Annotated in this window: 19 protein-coding genes, 21 tRNA genes and 2 rRNA genes (1 of these 42 cut by a window edge); 7 read left to right on the top strand and 35 right to left on the bottom strand. The window is 47.1% G+C overall.

Going from position 1 to position 18,235, the window contains the following annotated elements; all coding sequences use genetic code 11:
* Positions 1 to 95 precede the first annotated feature (95 nt).
* A complete protein-coding gene (locus BZ167_RS15085; protein WP_007408834.1) occupies positions 96 to 500 on the bottom strand; it encodes a phage holin family protein in 405 nt (134 codons plus the stop codon).
* Positions 501 to 651: 151 nt separating this feature from the next.
* Entirely contained in the window at positions 652 to 1,089 is a 438-nt protein-coding gene (locus BZ167_RS15080; protein WP_007408835.1) for a Dps family protein, read from the bottom strand.
* Between the two features lie 124 nt (positions 1,090 to 1,213).
* Here BZ167_RS15080 and ytzI point away from each other — a divergent pair, with 124 nt between their 5' ends.
* Entirely contained in the window at positions 1,214 to 1,363 is a 150-nt protein-coding gene (gene ytzI, locus BZ167_RS15075) for a YtzI protein (protein ID WP_007408836.1), read from the top strand.
* Here the strand turns inward: ytzI and BZ167_RS15070 are convergent.
* Together BZ167_RS15070 and BZ167_RS15065 are read right to left on the bottom strand one after the other, a co-directional pair.
* Entirely contained in the window at positions 1,360 to 1,803 is a 444-nt protein-coding gene (locus tag BZ167_RS15070) for a FixH family protein (protein WP_060673718.1), read from the bottom strand. The two genes, ytzI and BZ167_RS15070, sit on opposite strands and share 4 nt — an antisense overlap.
* 114 nt (positions 1,804 to 1,917) lie before the next feature.
* Entirely contained in the window at positions 1,918 to 2,391 is a 474-nt protein-coding gene (locus tag BZ167_RS15065) for an S-ribosylhomocysteine lyase (protein ID WP_003152237.1), read from the bottom strand.
* A 125-nt stretch (positions 2,392 to 2,516) separates the two neighbouring features.
* On the opposite strand from BZ167_RS15065, the gene yidD reads away from it, so the two are divergent.
* Positions 2,517 to 2,744 carry a membrane protein insertion efficiency factor YidD gene (gene yidD / locus BZ167_RS15060; protein WP_003152235.1) on the top strand — a complete coding sequence of 76 codons (228 nt, stop codon included), beginning with the start codon at positions 2,517 to 2,519 and terminating at the stop codon, positions 2,742 to 2,744.
* On the opposite strand, the gene BZ167_RS15055 is transcribed toward yidD, so the two are convergent.
* On the bottom strand, positions 2,741 to 3,310 hold the full coding sequence (locus BZ167_RS15055; protein WP_003152233.1) for a beta-class carbonic anhydrase: 570 nt from the start codon (positions 3,308 to 3,310) through the stop codon (positions 2,741 to 2,743). The two genes, yidD and BZ167_RS15055, sit on opposite strands and share 4 nt — an antisense overlap.
* 118 nt (positions 3,311 to 3,428) lie before the next feature.
* Entirely contained in the window at positions 3,429 to 3,677 is a 249-nt protein-coding gene (locus tag BZ167_RS15050) for a type B 50S ribosomal protein L31 (RefSeq protein WP_007408839.1), read from the bottom strand.
* Between the two features lie 197 nt (positions 3,678 to 3,874).
* On the opposite strand from BZ167_RS15050, the gene BZ167_RS15045 reads away from it, so the two are divergent.
* The 3 genes from BZ167_RS15045 to BZ167_RS15035 are packed head-to-tail and all read left to right on the top strand — an operon-like array spanning position 3,875 to position 6,485.
* A complete protein-coding gene (locus tag BZ167_RS15045; protein WP_060673735.1) occupies positions 3,875 to 5,206 on the top strand; it encodes a cytochrome ubiquinol oxidase subunit I in 1,332 nt (443 codons plus the stop codon).
* Positions 5,207 to 5,228: 22 nt separating this feature from the next.
* Positions 5,229 to 6,269: a cytochrome d ubiquinol oxidase subunit II gene (locus BZ167_RS15040; protein WP_060673717.1), complete on the top strand. Its 1,041-nt coding sequence runs from the start codon at positions 5,229 to 5,231 to the stop codon at positions 6,267 to 6,269.
* A 57-nt stretch (positions 6,270 to 6,326) separates the two neighbouring features.
* Positions 6,327 to 6,485, top strand: coding sequence for a DUF1540 domain-containing protein (locus tag BZ167_RS15035; RefSeq protein WP_007408842.1), 159 nt, complete (start codon positions 6,327 to 6,329; stop codon positions 6,483 to 6,485).
* 384 nt (positions 6,486 to 6,869) lie between these two features.
* On the opposite strand, the gene menC is transcribed toward BZ167_RS15035, so the two are convergent.
* The 6 genes from menC to BZ167_RS15000 all read right to left on the bottom strand — a co-directional run bounded on the left by menC (position 6,870) and on the right by BZ167_RS15000 (position 14,370).
* Complete coding sequence (menC, locus tag BZ167_RS15025) at positions 6,870 to 7,985, bottom strand: o-succinylbenzoate synthase (RefSeq protein ID WP_007408844.1); 1,116 nt, start codon at positions 7,983 to 7,985, stop codon at positions 6,870 to 6,872.
* A complete protein-coding gene (locus BZ167_RS15020; protein WP_015418062.1) occupies positions 7,982 to 9,445 on the bottom strand; it encodes an o-succinylbenzoate--CoA ligase in 1,464 nt (487 codons plus the stop codon). Before BZ167_RS15020 ends, menC begins: the two co-directional genes overlap by 4 nt.
* Before the next feature lie 87 nt (positions 9,446 to 9,532).
* Complete coding sequence (gene menB / locus BZ167_RS15015; protein ID WP_007408846.1) at positions 9,533 to 10,351, bottom strand: 1,4-dihydroxy-2-naphthoyl-CoA synthase; 819 nt, start codon at positions 10,349 to 10,351, stop codon at positions 9,533 to 9,535.
* Between the two features lie 58 nt (positions 10,352 to 10,409).
* The gene (menH, locus tag BZ167_RS15010; protein ID WP_007408847.1) at positions 10,410 to 11,234 is read right to left on the bottom strand and encodes a 2-succinyl-6-hydroxy-2,4-cyclohexadiene-1-carboxylate synthase; all 825 of its coding nucleotides are present in this window, start codon (positions 11,232 to 11,234) and stop codon (positions 10,410 to 10,412) included.
* Positions 11,222 to 12,958 carry a 2-succinyl-5-enolpyruvyl-6-hydroxy-3-cyclohexene-1-carboxylic-acid synthase gene (gene menD, locus BZ167_RS15005; RefSeq protein ID WP_077392126.1) on the bottom strand — a complete coding sequence of 579 codons (1,737 nt, stop codon included), beginning with the start codon at positions 12,956 to 12,958 and terminating at the stop codon, positions 11,222 to 11,224. Before menD ends, menH begins: the two co-directional genes overlap by 13 nt.
* Positions 12,955 to 14,370 (bottom strand): isochorismate synthase, encoded by a 1,416-nt coding sequence (locus BZ167_RS15000; protein ID WP_033574247.1) that lies wholly within the window; start codon positions 14,368 to 14,370, stop codon positions 12,955 to 12,957. The genes menD and BZ167_RS15000 overlap by 4 nt, the downstream gene beginning before the upstream one ends.
* A 282-nt stretch (positions 14,371 to 14,652) precedes the next feature.
* Here BZ167_RS15000 and BZ167_RS14995 point away from each other — a divergent pair, with 282 nt between their 5' ends.
* The gene (locus BZ167_RS14995; protein ID WP_015418067.1) at positions 14,653 to 15,372 is read left to right on the top strand and encodes a TraR/DksA C4-type zinc finger protein; all 720 of its coding nucleotides are present in this window, start codon (positions 14,653 to 14,655) and stop codon (positions 15,370 to 15,372) included.
* Positions 15,373 to 15,528: 156 nt separating this feature from the next.
* Positions 15,529 to 15,999: a TspO/MBR family protein gene (locus BZ167_RS14990; RefSeq protein WP_077392125.1), complete on the top strand. Its 471-nt coding sequence runs from the start codon at positions 15,529 to 15,531 to the stop codon at positions 15,997 to 15,999.
* Between the two features lie 34 nt (positions 16,000 to 16,033).
* Here the strand turns inward: BZ167_RS14990 and BZ167_RS14985 are convergent.
* The 23 genes from BZ167_RS14985 to BZ167_RS14875 form a co-directional block, all read right to left on the bottom strand.
* Positions 16,034 to 16,105, bottom strand: a tRNA-Glu gene (locus tag BZ167_RS14985).
* Positions 16,106 to 16,108: 3 nt separating this feature from the next.
* A tRNA-Ser gene (locus BZ167_RS14980) sits at positions 16,109 to 16,199 on the bottom strand.
* 3 nt (positions 16,200 to 16,202) lie between these two features.
* Positions 16,203 to 16,277, bottom strand: a tRNA-Asn gene (locus BZ167_RS14975).
* A 10-nt stretch (positions 16,278 to 16,287) separates the two neighbouring features.
* Positions 16,288 to 16,364 (bottom strand) — tRNA-Ile (locus BZ167_RS14970).
* 15 nt (positions 16,365 to 16,379) lie between these two features.
* Positions 16,380 to 16,453, bottom strand: a tRNA-Gly gene (locus BZ167_RS14965).
* Positions 16,454 to 16,461: 8 nt separating this feature from the next.
* Positions 16,462 to 16,537, bottom strand: a tRNA-His gene (locus tag BZ167_RS14960).
* 20 nt (positions 16,538 to 16,557) lie between these two features.
* Positions 16,558 to 16,633: transfer RNA gene (locus BZ167_RS14955), tRNA-Phe, on the bottom strand.
* A 10-nt stretch (positions 16,634 to 16,643) separates the two neighbouring features.
* Positions 16,644 to 16,720: transfer RNA gene (locus BZ167_RS14950), tRNA-Asp, on the bottom strand.
* Between the two features lie 7 nt (positions 16,721 to 16,727).
* A tRNA-Met gene (locus BZ167_RS14945) sits at positions 16,728 to 16,804 on the bottom strand.
* A 19-nt stretch (positions 16,805 to 16,823) separates the two neighbouring features.
* Positions 16,824 to 16,916 (bottom strand) — tRNA-Ser (locus BZ167_RS14940).
* Positions 16,917 to 16,923: 7 nt separating this feature from the next.
* Positions 16,924 to 17,000 (bottom strand) — tRNA-Ile (locus BZ167_RS14935).
* Between the two features lie 2 nt (positions 17,001 to 17,002).
* Positions 17,003 to 17,079 (bottom strand) — tRNA-Met (locus BZ167_RS14930).
* A gap of 20 nt (positions 17,080 to 17,099) precedes the next feature.
* Positions 17,100 to 17,172 (bottom strand) — tRNA-Ala (locus tag BZ167_RS14925).
* A 4-nt stretch (positions 17,173 to 17,176) separates the two neighbouring features.
* Positions 17,177 to 17,253: transfer RNA gene (locus BZ167_RS14920), tRNA-Pro, on the bottom strand.
* 17 nt (positions 17,254 to 17,270) lie between these two features.
* A tRNA-Arg gene (locus BZ167_RS14915) sits at positions 17,271 to 17,347 on the bottom strand.
* A gap of 9 nt (positions 17,348 to 17,356) precedes the next feature.
* Positions 17,357 to 17,442: transfer RNA gene (locus tag BZ167_RS14910), tRNA-Leu, on the bottom strand.
* Between the two features lie 19 nt (positions 17,443 to 17,461).
* Positions 17,462 to 17,536: transfer RNA gene (locus BZ167_RS14905), tRNA-Gly, on the bottom strand.
* Positions 17,537 to 17,545: 9 nt separating this feature from the next.
* Positions 17,546 to 17,629: transfer RNA gene (locus BZ167_RS14900), tRNA-Leu, on the bottom strand.
* Between the two features lie 10 nt (positions 17,630 to 17,639).
* Positions 17,640 to 17,715, bottom strand: a tRNA-Lys gene (locus BZ167_RS14895).
* Between the two features lie 37 nt (positions 17,716 to 17,752).
* Positions 17,753 to 17,828 (bottom strand) — tRNA-Thr (locus BZ167_RS14890).
* A gap of 29 nt (positions 17,829 to 17,857) precedes the next feature.
* Positions 17,858 to 17,933 (bottom strand) — tRNA-Val (locus BZ167_RS14885).
* 23 nt (positions 17,934 to 17,956) lie between these two features.
* A 5S ribosomal RNA gene (rrf, locus tag BZ167_RS14880) occupies positions 17,957 to 18,072 on the bottom strand.
* A 50-nt stretch (positions 18,073 to 18,122) separates the two neighbouring features.
* A 23S ribosomal RNA gene (locus tag BZ167_RS14875) occupies positions 18,123 to 18,235 on the bottom strand (it continues 2,817 nt past the right edge of the window).

Below are 18,235 nucleotides of genomic sequence, written 5' to 3'. Positions count from 1 at the left end.
CATCATACCACAGTTGCGTTTGTTCGGAAGCCCTTTATCAAAAATTCAGAGGAAAACCATCATACCCGCTAGTATAGCCTCCTTTGAAGCAAATGTTACGGTTTGCGCTTGAATTTATTTTTCAAAGTATCCAATAGGTCGACGAGCACCTGCGGAACCGGTATGCCCAGCGAGCTTGCCGTAATCACGATCTGAACCGATTCGTATAAGATATAAAACATGATAGCCAAATTACGGATGGCGCCTTCGGTATGAAGCAGCTGGTCAAAAAAATGGCAAACTGAGACTAATGCCAGGGTCACGATTTTTTTGACCAGCCGCGCAAAAAGCTTTCTTGCGCTCAGCTGCTGCAAAAGAGATTCTTTTAAGCTTGTACTGATAAACTCAATCGCCATGACCGATAGCAAAATCAGAAACGAATACTGAAAACCTCCGAAGAAAAACCCCGCTGCCGACACGATCACTGCAAAAAACGAAAAGATGCCAAAGTCTTTGCCCACTTGATCCAACATCCTTTCACAGAAACGGCCTTACATTATTCTATGAAAAGTGAATGGAACGGACTGGATTTTTCAGAAAAATGGACAACACCTCTCTTCGGCAGCCAAATAAAAGACCGAGTGCTTTATAGCCCCGGTCTTCCCTTGTTGATTATCCCAAATACGCTTTCAGCATCCAGTTATGTTTTTCGATATTCTGGTGAATGGCAAGCAGCATATCACCGGTCGTTTCGTCTCCTACCTCATCTGCGAGATCCATGCCGCTTTTCAGCTCTTCCGCAATGACAGTGAAATCATCATAAATGTTCTGTACCATTTGTTCTGCGCTCTCATTGCCTTCCGCTTCTTTTACAGACGCTGTCTTCAATGATTCCGTCATTGTGCCGATCGGCTTGCCGTTTAATGCCAGCAGACGTTCTGCCAGATCATCAATATATGTAGCCGTTTCGTTATACAGCTCCTCGAACTTTTCATGCAATGTGAAAAAGTCCTTCCCTTTGACGTACCAATGATAGTTATGTAATTTCACGTACATGACCGTCCAGTTTGCAACTTGCTTATTGACTGCATCCAATAGTTTTTCTGACATGCCTATCTTCCTCCTTTGGTTTACTATTGATATACCCTATATATCGTGTGTTAAAACATAAATTTTTAGCCCTTGATTTTACGGATGGAAAATATGTTATGATTTGTTAAAAAGGAGGGATTTCATGCTGCTTCTTCTGAGCTTCGGCTTTCTTATCGTGCTCGCCGTGCTGCTTTTATCCATCTGGTCGACTGTAAGAGCTTATAATGTAAAACATACGATTGACCCGCCGGAGGACGCATCAAAAGGCTTGACGGATAAAAAAAATCCTTAATGATGATGCGTCTGTTCCTCATGGCCGGAGGAATCATCGGCAGCTTCAGCATCCCCGACACGCACTTTTACAGTCGGCATATTATGCTGCTGTTTTGCCGTTACGTGGGATTGAACGGTATACACACCCTCTTCATCAAATTCAGTCCGCAGGTGATACGCCCCTTTTTCCTCCTTGGCCTTGCTTGTTTTGCTGCTGCCTTTTTTTCCTTCTTTCCATACTTCAAACATGACTTCATCCGCATCCGTGACACGCTTGCCGCCGTAAAAAACTTCCGCCTTGTATTCCGTTTTTTCATGCGGTGCTGCCGTTTCCGGTCCTGTAAGCTTGACCTCAAGCGCTTTAGGCTCTTCATCCGCGGAGGTTTTGTCCGAATTGCCCCCGCAGGAAGATAATAGAAATACCATACCGCACATACCTGCCAATACAGCCCGTTTCATCCCATCACTCCTTCATGTTTGCTTCTATTTTAGCAAACGCTTACACATAAGGTGTGACATTTTTTAGAAATATGTAAAAAAGCCTTTTTGCATGTCAGCAAAAAGGCCTGTTTTTTATCCGAACACTTTCAGCAAATCTTCTTTATCCTGTGACAGCCAGAAACGCATCAGACGTTTCGCGCCTTCTAAATCATGAAGTTTCGCCTGGCCGCACTGTTTTTCGTTGGCCGCCGGAATCTCCGTAATATCGATGGCTTCTTTCAGCGTAGCGTCAAGCAGGTCTACAATTTCTTCCGCTGTCGGCTCGCCGCTGACAACAAGATAATAGCCTGTCTGGCAGCCCATCGGTGAGATATCTATGATGTCGAAGTGATCGTATTTCTCAGAATGTGTGCGAATCGTAAACGCAAGCAAGTGCTCAAGCGTATGAATCGTATCCGGCTTCATCGCCTGTTTGTTCGGCTGGCAGAAGCGAATGTCAAACTTATTCACGACGCCGTCTGTTCCGACTTTATGCACTCCGCAATGTCTTACATACGGAGCCACAACCGCATTATGGTCAAGCTCAAAACTTTCTACTGAAGGCATAATGGCACTCCCTTTTTTTCAGAATATGCATCCATTATAACACAGTTTTCCGATAAGAATTGTGGCGGAAGCTTTTCAATCTGAAATTTTTTTTCTATACTAGCATCAGAAAGGTGGTTTTTTTGATGAAAACCATAATGATTGCTTTAATTCGCGGATACCAGAAGTTCATCTCTCCGCTGACGCCGCCGTCATGCCGCTTTTATCCGACGTGTTCGCAGTACGGAATCGAAGCCGTCAAGACTCACGGCGCATTAAAAGGCGGATGGCTGACACTGAAGCGGATTTTAAAGTGCCACCCTTTTCATCCGGGCGGTGTTGATCCCGTACCGGACAAAAAACAAAAACATTAGTCCATATGCTGGTAGCCGTCGATCACCAGATCAAGTTTACCGGTTTCAGGATCAATCACCAGACCGTGCACCGGCACATTGTCAGGGAATAGCGGATGGTGTTTAATGACGTTTACGCTGTCTGTAACACTCGCTTCTACTGAATCAAAGCTTTTCAGCCATTGATCAAGATCAACTCCTGAGTGCTTCAGCATGTCAATCCGCTCTTTCGGAATACCGCGGTCGATAATTTTATCGAGCATATCCTCGCTGTTGATTTTGCTCATGCCGCAATCATGGTGGCCGATAACGCAGACTTCATCGGCGTTTAATTCGTATACGGCCACTAAAAGGCTGCGCATGATACTTCCGAACGGGTGGGCGACAAGCGCGCCGGCACTTTTAATAATTTTCACATCGCCGTTTCGCATGTTCATCGCATGCGGAAGCAATTCTACAAGACGTGTGTCCATACAGGACAAAATCGCCATTTTTTTATCCGGGAATTTAGATGTTTGGTATTTTTCATAATCTTTGTTTTTAGTGAACTGCTCATTAAATTGCATGATATCGTTTAGAAGACTCATCTTGGTGTTTCCTTTCTGCTTTTTTATTCACAATATAACATAAGACGGGTCATTTCGTCACTCCCCGCACGAGATGACAAAGTGCTCAATAAATAAGACAAACCCCATTGGGCTTGTCTTATTTTCCCATATTGTATTTTTTGTTGAACTGTTCGACTCTCCCGCCTTTTTCGTTGAACTTTTGGCGGCCTGTATAAAACGGATGCGTATCTGAGCTGACTTCCACTTTAATCAGCGGGTATGTTTTTCCGTCTTCCCACTCTGCCGTTTCCGCTGACGTTTTCGTAGAATGGCTTAAAAAGCGATAGCCGCTGTTCACATCTTGAAAAATCACTTGATGGTTATCCGGATGAATATCTTTTTTCATGCTGATCCCCCTTTCTCAAATCGTAATTATTACGTTTTATTTTAAACCTTAAATAACCGCTTGTCAATCATATATGCCCTGATCCCTTGGTTTCTAAACCCTGCACATATATGGAATCGGAAGAATAATCTAATCGCTTCAGCAAATAATATAACCACATTACATAAAACGGTAATTTAGAAAGGCGGTTTATGATCGTGGATGATTTAGTATTAGCCAGAAGCCTGTTCGGGACAACCATGGGCTTTCATATTATTTTTGCGACGCTTGGTGTCGGCTTGCCTCTGATGATTTTAATGGCTGAATTGATTTATCAAAAAACAAAAGATCCGCATTATGCCATTATGGCGAAAAGGTGGACGAAGGCGCAGGCTGTTCTGCTCGGCGTGGCGATACCGACCGGAACGATCGCGGGTACACAGCTTGCCCTTTTGTGGCCCGGATTCATGGAAGTCATCGGCAGGGTGATGTCCCTCCCGTTTCAGATTGAAATTTATGCATTCTTTATCGAAGCGCTGTTTATGTCCATTTATGTCTACGCCGCTGACCGGCTGACTCCGGCGATGCGCATCATTGCCGTTATTTTCGTTTTGATCGGCGCCGCGGCATCCGCCGTCTTAATCACAAATGTTCACGCATTTGAAGGAACGCCGGCCGGCTTTAAAATTTTAAACGGCAAAATCACTGACGTCGAACCTTGGGCAGCGTTTTTTAATCCGAGCTTTTTCACCACCGCGGGCCATGTCGTACTGACGGCTTTCATGACCGGTGCATTTATCGTCGCGTCAGTTGCGGCTTATAAAATGCTGAGAACGAGAAAACAGGAGCAGGTATACCGCTTTCACCGAAAAGCGCTGCTGCTCGCCTTAACGATCGGCGGGATATTCTCCATTATTGCCTCTTTAAACGGTCACGAGTCAGCCCAGCTTCTTTACGAATACCAGCCTGAGAAGCTTGCGGGCGCAGAAGGGCTGTTTGAAACTAGATCACACGCTCCGCTTGCGATCGGGGGTTTTACTGATGCAAAAGAAGAAAAAGTAAAATGGGCGATAGAAGTGCCGTGGGCTTTAAGCTTTTTGGCCGCAAACAGCTTTGATACCGTCGTCAAAGGATTGAACGCGTTTCCGAAAGACGAGTGGCCGCCTTTATTCATCCATACACTGTTTAACGGAATGGTCGGCATCGGAATGCTGCTCATTTTGTACTCAATCATCGGCATCGTGTGGAGAAAAGTTTTAAAGAAAGACAGCTTTCCGACTTGGCTTTTGATTTTATTTTTAACCGCAGGACCGCTCAGTCTGATCGGAATTGAATTCGGGTGGATATTCGCTTGTACGGGGCGGCAGCCATGGGTGATTTACCATCTCTTGAAAACGTCTGATGTCGTCACGACAACCGGTTCAATCGGTTTGCTGTTCATCCTGTTTACAGTGGTTTACGCCATTTTGGCAGCCGCAGTCATTTATGTGCTGCTTTATTATTTCCGCAAACATCCCGTTGAGGAGGATGTAAAAGCGGCGGAATCCTAACAATAGAAAGGGCTGAATTAAAATGGACATTACCATGGATGCTCTCATTGCGATATCAATCGTATGGGGCTTCGTGTTTATCTACGCGGTCATGGCAACGATGGACTTCGGAGCCGGCTTTTGGTCGATGATTTATTTAAATAGAGAACAAACAAAGGCGACAAACATCGCCAACCGTTATTTGTCCCCGACATGGGAAGTGACCAACGTCTTTATCGTCGCAATTGTTGTCGCCCTATTCAGCTTCTTTCCAGGGGCAACCTTCGTGCTGGGAACCGTTTTATTGATCCCGGGGAGTATTATTTTACTGCTTTTAGCCATCCGCAGCGGCTTTCTCGTCTTCTCCAATACGGCGAAGGAAAGAAAAATCATGAGATATATCTCCGGAATTTCGGGCTTCATTATTCCCGCTGTGTTGATTTTGGTCCTTCCGGTCACACACGGAGGATTTATTGAGAAGACGGGCGGAGTGTATCAACTGAATTTGGCAAATGTCTTTACAAGCCTTAATGCGTATGCGTTTATCGGCTTTGCCATTTTAAGCACTTTATTTTTATCTTCACTGCTTCTGGCCGATTTTTCAAATGTTGCGGAAGAGGAGCATGCGTACCGCATCTACAGACGGAGTTCTTTACTAACAGGGCCGCTTTCGCTTCTATTTGCCTTCTTCATTATGCTGACATTACGCAACGAAGCCGGCTGGCTGTATACGGGGATGATGAAAGACAAGACATGGCTTATCCTGTCTGTTATCATGTTTTTCATTGCCGGCGCGGCCCTGTTTTTGCCGAATAAACGCTTCGGCCGCAACCTCGGCAAACCAAGAATCGCCATGATCGCCATTGCGCTTCAATACTTTCTGGCAAGCTATGCATACGGACGGGCGCATCTTCCTTATATGATTTATCCTGATATTACGGTCATGTCAGGATTTACGGAGCCGGCCACCTTCAGGGCGCTGTTTATGACGTATATCGTCGCTTTCATCATTTTGTTTCCCGGGTTTTATTTCTTCTGGAAGCTCTTTATGAAAGACAGACGTTATATCCGCCAGGAGGAATAACAAAAATCAGGGCGGCTCATACTAATGGCGTACCTTTTATCTTGGAGGGGAGCCAGCATGGACCAAAAAATTCTGTGTGAAGTCAATAACTGTTCATATTGGGGCAGAGGAAACAAATGCACGGCCGACGCGATTTATGTGGTCAGCCATACAGGCGAAACCGCTGAAAAAAGTGAAGAAACGGATTGCAAAACCTTTAAACCGCATGATTTATAAAAGAAAAGAGCTGTTTTATACAGCTCTTTTTCATTTCCGCGCCGCAAGCCTTTTTGAAATCAGCCCCTGAGCCGGGGAAAATCGCGCTGATGAAAAGCATGGAAGAAAGGCGGTTTGTCAGTCTAGGCGGCTGCAGGCGGTACAATCAGTATCGCATTCATGACAAGCACAGAATTTTTTATCAAGATGTACATGTTTGCCCCAGCCAGAAAGCAACACCTGCGATGTAAAGCCGACACTGTTTGAACAATAAAAAAATCATCGCATTCGCCTATTAAAAAAACCGGCTGATACAGCCGGTTCAAACGGGGGAAGGGGTGATGATGAACAGTTTCAATATAACAGCAGCATACAGGCAGCTCAACTCGCTGAAATGTCTTTTTATCAATTGTTTGTCGTAAAAACGTCCATTTGGGTGACGTATTTTCTCATTATTTCCTGATTGACTTCAACACCCAGTCCGGGGCCGTCCGGAACAGAGATGAATCCCTCTTCGATACGTATGTCGGGAGTGACAATATCCTCCTCCCAGTATCGGTCTGATGAGGAAATATCACCCGGTATCGTAAATTGCGGCAGCGAAGCAAGCGCGACTGTCTGCGCTCTCGAAATGCCGGTTTCAAACATTCCGCCGCACCAAACCGGCATGTGATGCTCTCTGCATAAGTCATGTATTTTTAAAGCCTCTGTCAGGCCTCCTACACGCGCCGGTTTTATGTTAATGATTTTACAGCTCCCAAGCTCAATCGCCCGCCTTGCGTCATCATATGAGCATATGCTTTCATCAAGGCATACCGCGGTTCTTAAGTGTTTCTGCAGATGGCGGTGATCGACAATATCATCTGCCTGAAGCGGCTGTTCTATCATCATGAGCTGGAATTCATCCAACTCTTTCAGCCTGCTGATGTCTTTCAGTTCATATGCCGAGTTGGCATCCGCCATCAGCGGTACGTTCGGAAAACGGCTGCGGATGGATCTGACCAGATCAACGTCATGGCCGGGCTGAATTTTTATTTTTATACGTTGATAACCTTCTTTTACGTATTGCTCAATTTCCCGAAGCATCTCATCAGCCGAAGCCAGACCCACCGCCACGCCGGCGGGCACTTTATCTCTTTTGCCCCCTAAGGCTTCTGCGAGAGATATCCCCTTTTTCTTGGCATATAGATCCCACACGGCTGATTCAAGCCCCGCTTTTGCCATGCGGTTTCCTTTGAAACGCGCGAGACTGTCAGGCACTTCTGACGGATGGAAAAACTCGCGGCCTACGACATTTGGGATGAAAAAATCTCTCAGCATATGCGCGCATGTCTGAATCGTTTCTTCTGTATACCACGGAGAAGAAAACGCCGATACCTCCCCCCAGCCGGTTCTCCCGGTTTCATCGATCGCTTCCACGATCAAAAATTTACGGTCCTGCAGCGTTTCAATACTTGTTTTAAACGGTTTTTTCAGCCTCATACTTACATGATAAAGGGTGATTTTTTCAATCTTAATCATGACAATTCTCCTTTACGAAGCTCATTCAGCCGATGCCTCATCAGTTTATTGGACGCGTTCCGCGGGAGCCCGTCAACCTTGAAAAAAGCAGCCGGTATTTTATATTTTGCAAGCCGCTCACGGCAAAAAGCGGTCAGCTCCTCAGAACTGACAGAAGAAGTCAGCACGAGAAAAGCATGCGGCACTTTCCCCCACTTCGGATCTTCGGCTCCCGAAACACCGGCCTCCGCTACAGCCGGATGGGCAAGCAGCGCCGCTTCCACTTCTGCCGGGTAGATGTTCTCTCCGCCTGAAATAATGAGGTCCGACCGCCTGTCCAGCACGTATAAAAACCCTTCATCATCCAAATAGCCAAGATCGCCCGTTTTAAACCATCCATTATGAAAAGCGGCCTGGTTCGCGTCGTCACGATGATAATACCCTTTCATTACATTCGGGCCTTTCACCGTAATTTCACCGTGTTCAAACGGCGCACAAGGGCTTCCGTCTTTTTCAATTCTAATTTCGCATGAAAACAGCGGTTTACCGGCCGAGCCGAGCTTGTCCATACTGAATTCCGGAGAAAGCGTGACAATCTGTGAGCAGGTTTCAGTCAAGCCGTAAGATTGAAATACCGGAAATTGTTTCCTGCGGCATTCTTCAAGGAGCGGCAGCGGTGCCGGACCCCCGCCAAGCAGAATGCAGCGCAGTGATTCAGGACATTGTTCAGTTTCCGCAAGCAGGCCCGAAAGCATGGTCTGCACCGCTGAAATGATCGTGACCTGATGGGAGCTGATGCTGTCCAGCACATCAGTGACAGAAAATTTTTGATGAAGCACGACAGGCATGCCGTAAATGACCGACTTAAACAGCGCAGACAGACCGCTGATATGAAACAGCGGCAGCGCAATAAGCCAGCGGTCCCGCTCCGTGACCCCCAGATTCAGCGCAGACGATACAGCGCTGGAATAATGATTACCGAAAGTCTGCTGCACCCCCTTCGGCCTTCCCGTTGTTCCTGACGTATACATAAGAGTCGCCGTATCATCAAGCGTTACATAAGCTTCAGGTTCAATGTCTCCCGCGGCTTCAGCCTGCAGCTCGTCCACGTCCGCAGCGGCGACCGCAGATTCATATTCTTCACGGCAAAAACCGTCCTCCGTCAATAAAAGCTTAGCCTGTGAATCTTTGAGCTGAAACATCCGTTCCTGTTTTGAGAGCTTCGTATTCAACAGCACAGCTTCCGCCCCTAATAAGAAACAGGCGTGAACGGCATAAACCATTTCCGGTCTGTTAGAAAGCAAAATCGCGGCCCGGTCTCCTTTTTTAAGCGAGCAGTATTTGGACAGCCGCGCGGCCATTTGTTTAGAAGCATGATATAATTCTCTGAATGTCATCTGTTTGTTTTCAAATATGAGAGCGATTCTCTCTGGTGTCAGCTGAGCCCTTTGAATGAGCCAATTCGGCTGTTCTGTCAGCATGTTATCATCTCCGAGGTAAAAGTACTGTTTTTGAAAAGAAAACAGCTTGGACCAGAGCGGCTCAAGCTGTTTCGTAGTGTCATCTGATCACGGAAAACGAGGGAATTGACCGAAATCGGGACTGCGTTTCTCTTTAAAGGAATCGCGGCCTTCTTTCGCTTCGTCAGTCGTGTAATAAAGAAGCGTTGCATCTCCTGCAAATTGCTGAATTCCGGCGAGGCCGTCTGTATCTGCGTTAAATGCCGCTTTAAGGAAACGAAGGGCTGTAGGGCTTTTCTCAAGCATTTCTTCACACCATTTAATTGTTTCCTCTTCAAGTTTCTCTAATGGGACAACCGTATTGACAAGCCCCATGTCGAGCGCTTCCTGCGCGTTGTATTGACGGCACAGGTACCAGATTTCACGGGCTTTCTTATGTCCGACGATACGCGCCAGGTAACCTGAGCCGTAACCGGCATCAAAGCTTCCCACTTTCGGTCCGGTTTGGCCGAAAATCGCGTTATCGGCCGCAATCGTTAAATCACAGACGATATGAAGCACATGGCCTCCGCCGATGGCATAGCCTGATACCATTGCTACGACCGGTTTAGGAATAACACGGATCAAACGCTGAAGATCAAGCACATTCAGACGCGGGATCTGATCGTCTCCGACATATCCGCCGTGACCGCGGACTTTTTGGTCTCCGCCTGAACAGAATGCTTTATCTCCCGCTCCCGCAAGAACGATGACACCAATATTGGAGTCATCACGCGCACGAGCAAACGCGTCAATCATTTCTGATACCGTCTTAGGAGTAAATGCGTTATGTACCTCCGGGCGGTTAATTGTTATTTTTGCAATACCGTTATACGTCTCGTACAGGATTTCATCGTACTGACGTTCACTTTTCCATTCTGCAGCCATTGATATGACCTCCTTCATTTTTGCCTGAGTCCGGCCGAAAAGCTATTTTCTTTATGCTTTACAAGCCGTATAAAAACTCACTTACTATCTTACCAAAAATTCGCGGCTGTTCCACATGTACCGTGTGCCCCGCCTGTTTGACAACCTCTATTTTACTTGATGGGAGCAGGTTATGCACCTTTTGATTAATAGCGCAAAACTTTTCATCCCATTCACCGCATATGAGCAGAACGGGTGCTTTGATGCGGTGTAATGCCTCCCACCAGGAAGGCTGTGAGCCCGTCCCCATTCCGAGCAGGCTGCCTGCAAGTCCGGACGGATTATTTTTCATCCTGCCGGCACGGATGGACGCCTTTACGCTGTCCGGCAGAGAAAGCTGCGTGGCAAACAACGGAATGCCCTCCCAATAATCGACAAACGATGTTATACCTTCCCGCAATATAAAGTCAGCAAGCTTCCGGTCTGACTGAATCCGCTTTTTGCGTTCCTGAAGCGTGCTGAGGCCCGGGGTTGTACTTTCCAAAACAAGCGCTGACACCCGATGCGGAAATGCCTGTGCAAAGGAATACGCAAGTCTTCCCCCCATAGAATAACCAATAAGTTTCACTTTGTGAAGTTTTAATTGATCAAAAACGGCGGCAAGGTCCGCAACCTGCCGGCTCGCACTGTACCTTGCCGCTTGCACAGGCGCGTCTGTCTCCCCGTGACCCAGGCAGTCAATCATCACCATTCGTTCGCCGGGAAACATGCCGCGTAAAAACATCCATGATTCTTTGCTGCCCGTAAATCCATGCAGACAAACAATAGCTTCAGATGATTCGTGTCCGCTATCAGCAGCACGATAGCATACGCCGTCGGCCGTTTTAACTGTTACAGTTTCCATTCTTTTTTCACTTCCCGCACTGCGGCCTGCAGCAGATCGCGATGGAATTGAACTCTTGATGTCCGATCTGTTTTCAGCTCGATTATATGAAGTCCGGGCTTGTCCGCCTGCGGCTGATACGCATCCTTAAATGCTTCCCATGTCTCAGGGCAAGTATACGTCCCGCCGTACAGTGCGGCGGCATGCCGGAAATCAAGACCCGTCGGCGTACCGAACAGTTCTTCAAAATGAGTCTTATCAGATGCCTGCGGCAAAAACGAGAAAATCCCGCCGCCATCATTGTTTATTAAAATAACCGTAAGCGGAATTCCAAGTTTTTTAGCCGCTAACAGCCCGTTTAAATCATGGTAAAACGATAAATCTCCAATTACAAGCGTGACAGGAGCTTTTGTACCTTCACACAGTCCCATAGCCGAGGAGACAACTCCGTCAATTCCGTTAGCGCCGCGGTTGGCATAGACACGGAAGGAGCGATCTTGTTTTTCAAAGAACGTATCCACGTCGCGAATCGGCATGCTGTTTCCGACAAAAATCGAACTGCCTTCAGGGACAAGGTGCTGAAGCTGACGATATACATTTCCTTCAAATGATAAATCATCCATGCTCGCGTCCTGTAAATGACTCCGGAAACGCTCATTGACAAACTGCCATTTCTCAAGCCATCCGGACGGCCGCTTTCCGGTTTCAGCTGAACGGACCGCTTCCAAAAACACCGACGGATGGCAATGAATCATATGCGCGCCGGCCTGGGTGGGATCTCTCCATCCTCCGTCTTCATCGACGATAAACTGCTCAATGGCAGGATCATCTCTGAGCCATAAAAAGAGCGGTTTAGAAACCGGCATCGGACCGAAGCGGATCACAGCGTCAGGGCGCAGCGCCTCTTTTATTTCTTCATCTTTTAAAAACGAGTCATAAGCATCAATAATCAGCGTCTTATCATGCTCCCCGTTTCGGAGGTTTGAAAGCGGATCAGCCAAAATCGGGAACTGAAGCATCTCGGCAAGAGCGATGATTTGCTGCTTTTCTGCTTCACCGTGAATTTCGCCGCAGACGATCATACCTCTTTCGGTACCCGCGAGACGCTCTGTAATATGATAGAGAGAATCTTGATCAGCTGACTGAATCCCTGTTGTGACTGAGACGTGCCGCCCCTTTCTCATTCTTTCAAAAGGTGCGGCTGATAAATCCGGCATCAAAGGCTCTCTGAGCGGCACATTGATATGGACCGGCCCCATCGGGCGCTTCCCGGCTTCACTTACGGCTCTGCCGGCCAATGTTCTGATATAGCTCAGCATTTGAGGATTTTCCTCAGGTAGAGCCGAGTCTGTGAAAAACTTAACAAAGTTACCGAACAGAAAATGCTGGTTAATCGCCTGAGGCGCCCCCACTTCCCTCAATTCATGAGGCCGGTCAGCAGTCAGGACAATAAGAGGCACTCTTGAATAATGAGCTTCAATCACGGCCGGATAGAAGTTAGCCGCTGCCGTTCCTGACGTACAAATCAGCATGACCGGACGCTGGCGGGCTTTTGCAAGACCGAGTGCGAAAAAACCTGCGGATCGTTCATCAATCTGTATATGGACTTGAATATCCGGGTGGGCCGCCGCCAAAACCGCCAAGGGAGTTGACCTCGATCCCGGGCAAACAACCGCGTCGGTGACACCCGATAGGGCGAATTCATCAATAAAGCTTCCGATATAATGTGTAATCGGGTTTGTCAAAGCCTTTCACCTCCTAAAGCAGAGATCATCGGCTTTAGTTTAATTTGTGTTTCTTCATATTCTGATTGCGGATCTGAATCTTCAACAATGCCGCAGCCTGCGAAAAGCCGCGCACTTTTGCCTTCAATCAGCCCTGATCGGATAGCCACGACAAATTCTCCGTTTTCCCTGCCGTCCATCCAGCCGATCGGGGCCGCGTACCATCCGCGTGTCATCGGTTCAATATCAGCGATAACTTCAACAGCTTTCTGCTGGGGAGCTCCGCCCAATGCCGGTGTGGGATGCAGCTTTTCAATTAAATCAAACAGGGAAGCGGACGTTTTAAGATGGCCTGTGATCGGTGTATATAGATGCTGAACACTTTTTGTTTTATATAATTGCGGACCTGCAGGCTTTTTCACATCGCTGCAGCTCGACAAGAAAGAATCGTGTATCATCTGAACCACAAAATCATGTTCCGCGAGATTTTTTTCGTCATGCAGCAGCTCTTTGCCGAGACGGTCATCTTCTTGTTGACTTTCTCCGCGCTTAATTGAACCTGCCAGACAGGTGGACATGACGTCTTTGCCGGATTTTTTGATCAGCCGTTCCGGTGAAGCGCCGACAAAGCATTTATCTCCCTGCTCAATCGCAAAAACATAGCTTGTCGTTTGGTCCGTCAAAAGCTTGCGGACAACGCTCTCCGCCGGAATAGGCCCATCATATGACAAAACGACTTCCCTTGCCAGCACGACTTTATCATATTGATTTGCTTTCATATCATTTGTTGCTGTTTTAATGGCTTCAAGCCAGTTTTCCACATCAAGTTCTTCCGCTTTTGTTAAAACAGGATATTCTTCATACTCGATTGAAGAAACTGAAAAAGCTTCCGAAAAAGATTTCAGACGTTTCAGCGTATCTTCTGCCTGATTACCGTCTGCCGCCCATTGATTGACGGTTAAATAATCACCATCTGCCGTCTTTGTCAGCATGAGTGAGGGGATAAAGAACAGTCCTTCTTCGAACCCGTTCCATTCGTCTCCTCTCTCTTCAGCGGGATTAAATGAAAAACCGCCGAATAAGACAGGGCCGACCGCGGTATGCGCCGCCTCTTCTTCTTCATGAATATGAAAAGCCGTCTTTTTAAAGCGCTCCCATTGTTCAAAAACGTCGTGATAACGCTTTCCATTTTTTTCATTCGATTGGAACAGCGCTTCTGTGCCAAGACCGACTATTGTTAATTCGCTACCGGGTTCTGACCAAAAAAATCGTTTGCCTTTATATTTTTTTGCTCCGTCTTTGAAAAATGATAGAGGGTCTAAAGACGCAATACGTCTTGAATAGCTCAATAAGACAGCATGGTTGACTTGTTTGGCTTTATGTAATGCATGATCTGCTTCCTCTCGGAACGTATGCTGCACCGTTGTCACCATGAGACATTCCTCCATAATCCGTTAAATGCTTTTAATACAATACACCTGTGATGACTTTGTGTCAAACACACAGATTTGAGCACGACAAAATGCCTGCATTTCTTATTATAAACCTTTTTGCGCAAATGAATAAAGAAACAAACTTGAATTTTCTTTCCCCACTCTCGGCAATCACTGTATCCTTTTACTTCCTCATGGGAAAATGACTATTTTTATCCACCATTTTTCTGCGCAAAAGCGTTCATACTAACAGTAAGTATCACATAGAAACGAGGGATTAATGTGCTTACAAACGAACAGATCACACACTTAAAAAAAGAATTAGAAGAAGCCAGACATGATATTTTGAGCCGCTTTAAAGAAAATGATCAATTTCAGTTAGCTGATGAATTCCCGTATCAGTCATCCGGCGAATTGTCTTCCTATGACAATCATCCCGGCGATCAGGCGACCGAATTATACGAGCGGGAAAAAGACCTGGCTCTGCTCGACCATGAACGAGAGCACCTTCGCGATATTGATTACTCTCTGAAGCAAATTGAAAACGGCACATACGGCACATGTGAAGTCAGCGGCAAGGACATTCCTTATGACAGACTCGAAGCTCTGCCGACGGCTACGACATTGGCGGAATATTCCTCGCAGGATGCCGTTTCCAAAGACAGGCCGATTGAGGAGGAAACACCGTTCGGACAGTTTGAATTTGATGATGATGAATCAATCCGGGCGGCTTACGATAGTGAAGATGCTTATCAGGATGTTGAGGAATACGGAAACTCAGAAACGCCTCAGGATTTAGAAGATCCTCCGCTCAGCTATGGGGATATGACAATGAACTCAGAAGAAAACATCGGCTATGCTGAGGATTATGAAAACTTTATCGCGACAGATATTACCGGAAAAAACATTTCCGTGTATCCAAGCAAAGCACACGAAAAATATGAACAGGAACTGGACGAAGAAGGAATTATGACGACCTTTGGCGATCTTCATGCTGATTAAAACCCCGGCCTGCCGGGGTTTTTGAATACAAATAAATGGTTTGCTGCATTTTCACACTGAAAACTCATACACTTAATGATGCATAAACCTTTTAAAAGGTTTAATCTTTCCAAAAAAGGGAACTAACGTATTGACATTGAATGACGGAGGGAACAAATGAAAAAGAAGTATATCGGTGCGATTATTGTATTTATCATTACATATGTCTTGTTTTCTTTAGCGGGGGTTCTCTTTCCCATCGACCGTGAATGGTATGACGCGCTGCAAAAAACTGACTGGACGCCGAGCGGATCAGTGATCGGCATCATATGGGCGGTTTTGTTTGCGCTTATTTCGCTCTCAGCAGCCATGATATACGCAAAGTTTTCATGTAAAGAATCCAAAGCTTTTTGGGTGATGCTTCTCATCAATTATATCGTGAATCAAGGATTCAGCTATTTTCAATTCACACAGAAAAATTTGCTTGCTGCATCTATCGATTGCCTGCTTGTGGCTGTGACAACACTCATTCTGTTGCTCATTGCCGGTAAATACAGTAAAGCTTCAGCCTGGCTTCTGGTTCCTTATTTATTATGGAGCGCTTTTGCCACATACTTGTCTTTTACCATTTATGCTATGAACGCATAATAAAAAACCTTGCATAGTATGCAAGGTTTTTTAATGACCCGTACGGGATTCGAACCCGTGTTACCGCCGTGAAAGGGCGGTGTCTTAACCGCTTGACCAACGGGCCTTATGGCGGAGAAGGAGGGATTTGAACCCTCGCGCCGCTTACACGACCTACACCCTTAGCAGGGGCGCCTCTTCAGCCACTTGAGTACTTCTCCGTATGGCTCCACAGGCAGGATTCGAACCTGCGACCGATCGGTTAACAGCCGATAGCTCTACCACTGAGCTACTGTGGAAAAATCATCATGGTGGGCCTGAGTGGACTCGAACCACCGACCTCACGCTTATCAGGCGTGCGCTCTAACCAGCTGAGCTACAGGCCCATGACAATATAAAAATGGAGCGGGTGATGGGAATCGAACCCACGACATCAGCTTGGAAGGCTGAGGTTTTACCACTAAACTACACCCGCATGTTGTATGGGGCGATTGATGGGAATCGAACCCACGAGTGCCAGAGCCACAATCTGGTGCGTTAACCACTTCGCCACAACCGCCAAAACAATATTAAATTAAATGGTGGCTCGGGACGGAATCGAACCGCCGACACACGGATTTTCAGTCCGTTGCTCTACCAACTGAGCTACCGAGCCTTTTTATAAATGGCGGTCCGGACGGGACTCGAACCCGCGACCTCCTGCGTGACAGGCAGGCATTCTAACCAACTGAACTACCGGACCATTTTTTTGGTTGCGGGGGCAGGATTTGAACCTGCGACCTTCGGGTTATGAGCCCGACGAGCTACCGAACTGCTCCACCCCGCGATGATAATTAAATTATATATGGCGGAGGAAGAGGGATTCGAACCCCCGCGGGCTTTGACACCCCTGTCGGTTTTCAAGACCGATCCCTTCAGCCAGACTTGGGTATTCCTCCGTATAAGTGGTGGACCTTGTAGGACTCGAACCTACGACCGGACGGTTATGAGCCGTCTGCTCTAACCAACTGAGCTAAAGGTCCAATGGTAGCGGCGGAGGGGATCGAACCCCCGACCTCACGGGTATGAACCGTACGCTCTAGCCAGCTGAGCTACACCGCCAAAAAACAATTAAAATCAAGTGGAGCCTAGCGGGATCGAACCGCTGACCTCCTGCGTGCAAAGCAGGCGCTCTCCCAGCTGAGCTAAGGCCCCAAAATGGTCGGGAAGACAGGATTCGAACCTGCGACCCCATGGTCCCAAACCATGTGCTCTACCAAGCTGAGCTACTTCCCGTTTTTCAAAAGTATGTATGGCGCGCCCGAGAGGAGTCGAACCCCTAACCTTTTGATCCGTAGTCAAACGCTCTATCCAATTGAGCTACGGGCGCAACAATAAGTGCCGAGGGCCGGACTTGAACCGGCACGGTAGTCACCTACCGCAGGATTTTAAGTCCTGTGTGTCTGCCAATTCCACCACCCCGGCATGGATGGTATAGTATAGTTGGAGCGGAAGACGGGATTCGAACCCGCGACCCCCACCTTGGCAAGGTGATGTTCTACCACTGAACTACTTCCGCGTTTGGCAATGCGGATGAAGGGACTTGAACCCCCACGTCTGTAAAGACACTAGAGCCTGATTCTAGCGCGTCTGCCAATTCCGCCACATCCGCAAGAAAAACATGGTGAGCCATGAAGGACTCGAACCTTCGACCCTCTGATTAAAAGTCAGATGCTCTACCAACTGAGCTAATGGCTCTTATTACAAGAGACTTATATAGTATAACATATAAAGGTGGTGCCGGCAAGAGGACTTGAACCCCCAACCTACTGATTACAAGTCAGTTGCTCTACCAATTGAGCTACACCGGCTTAATACGCCAACTTATGTATGATAGGAATGGTGGAGGATGACGGGCTCGAACCGCCGACCCTCTGCTTGTAAGGCAGATGCTCTCCCAGCTGAGCTAATCCTCCGTATATTACACTTGCGTGTAATGGCTTGGCGGCGTCCTACTCTCACAGGGGGAAACCCCCGACTACCATCGGCGCTGAAGAGCTTAACTTCCGTGTTCGGCATGGGAACGGGTGTGACCTCTTCGCTATCGCCACCAAACCATTGAGAGTGTTCTCTCAAAACTAGATAACAGTAAGCATACATTCAAATTGGTTAAGTCCTCGATCGATTAGTATCTGTCAGCTCCATGTGTCGCCACACTTCCACCTCAGACCTATCAACCTGATCATCTTTCAGGGATCTTACTTCCTTGCGGAATGGG

It is taken from the genome of Bacillus sp. 275, from assembly GCF_001999205.1.
Classification (GTDB): domain Bacteria; phylum Bacillota; class Bacilli; order Bacillales; family Bacillaceae; genus Bacillus; species Bacillus velezensis.
This window is presented reverse-complemented; position numbering and strand designations above follow the sequence as displayed.

What these genes read in the sequence shown, in the direction of transcription:
- menC (WP_007408844.1), bottom strand. Translation starts at nt 7,985, where the DNA reads ATGATTAAGATTGAAAAAATCACCCTTTATCATGTAAGTATGAGGCTG.
- BZ167_RS15055 (WP_003152233.1), bottom strand. Translation starts at nt 3,310, where the DNA reads ATGAGTCTTCTAAACGATATCATGCAATTTAATGAGCAGTTCACTAAA.
- yidD (WP_003152235.1), top strand. Translation starts at nt 2,517, where the DNA reads ATGAAAACCATAATGATTGCTTTAATTCGCGGATACCAGAAGTTCATC.
- BZ167_RS15020 (WP_015418062.1), bottom strand. Translation starts at nt 9,445, where the DNA reads ATGCTGACAGAACAGCCGAATTGGCTCATTCAAAGGGCTCAGCTGACA.
- ytzI (WP_007408836.1), top strand. Translation starts at nt 1,214, where the DNA reads ATGCTGCTTCTTCTGAGCTTCGGCTTTCTTATCGTGCTCGCCGTGCTG.
- BZ167_RS15065 (WP_003152237.1), bottom strand. Translation starts at nt 2,391, where the DNA reads ATGCCTTCAGTAGAAAGTTTTGAGCTTGACCATAATGCGGTTGTGGCT.
- BZ167_RS15040 (WP_060673717.1), top strand. Translation starts at nt 5,229, where the DNA reads ATGGACATTACCATGGATGCTCTCATTGCGATATCAATCGTATGGGGC.
- BZ167_RS15080 (WP_007408835.1), bottom strand. Translation starts at nt 1,089, where the DNA reads ATGTCAGAAAAACTATTGGATGCAGTCAATAAGCAAGTTGCAAACTGG.
- BZ167_RS15070 (WP_060673718.1), bottom strand. Translation starts at nt 1,803, where the DNA reads ATGAAACGGGCTGTATTGGCAGGTATGTGCGGTATGGTATTTCTATTA.
- BZ167_RS14990 (WP_077392125.1), top strand. Translation starts at nt 15,529, where the DNA reads ATGAAAAAGAAGTATATCGGTGCGATTATTGTATTTATCATTACATAT.
- BZ167_RS15035 (WP_007408842.1), top strand. Translation starts at nt 6,327, where the DNA reads ATGGACCAAAAAATTCTGTGTGAAGTCAATAACTGTTCATATTGGGGC.
- BZ167_RS15000 (WP_033574247.1), bottom strand. Translation starts at nt 14,370, where the DNA reads ATGGTGACAACGGTGCAGCATACGTTCCGAGAGGAAGCAGATCATGCA.
- menB (WP_007408846.1), bottom strand. Translation starts at nt 10,351, where the DNA reads ATGGCTGCAGAATGGAAAAGTGAACGTCAGTACGATGAAATCCTGTAC.
- BZ167_RS15050 (WP_007408839.1), bottom strand. Translation starts at nt 3,677, where the DNA reads ATGAAAAAAGATATTCATCCGGATAACCATCAAGTGATTTTTCAAGAT.
- menH (WP_007408847.1), bottom strand. Translation starts at nt 11,234, where the DNA reads ATGGAAACTGTAACAGTTAAAACGGCCGACGGCGTATGCTATCGTGCT.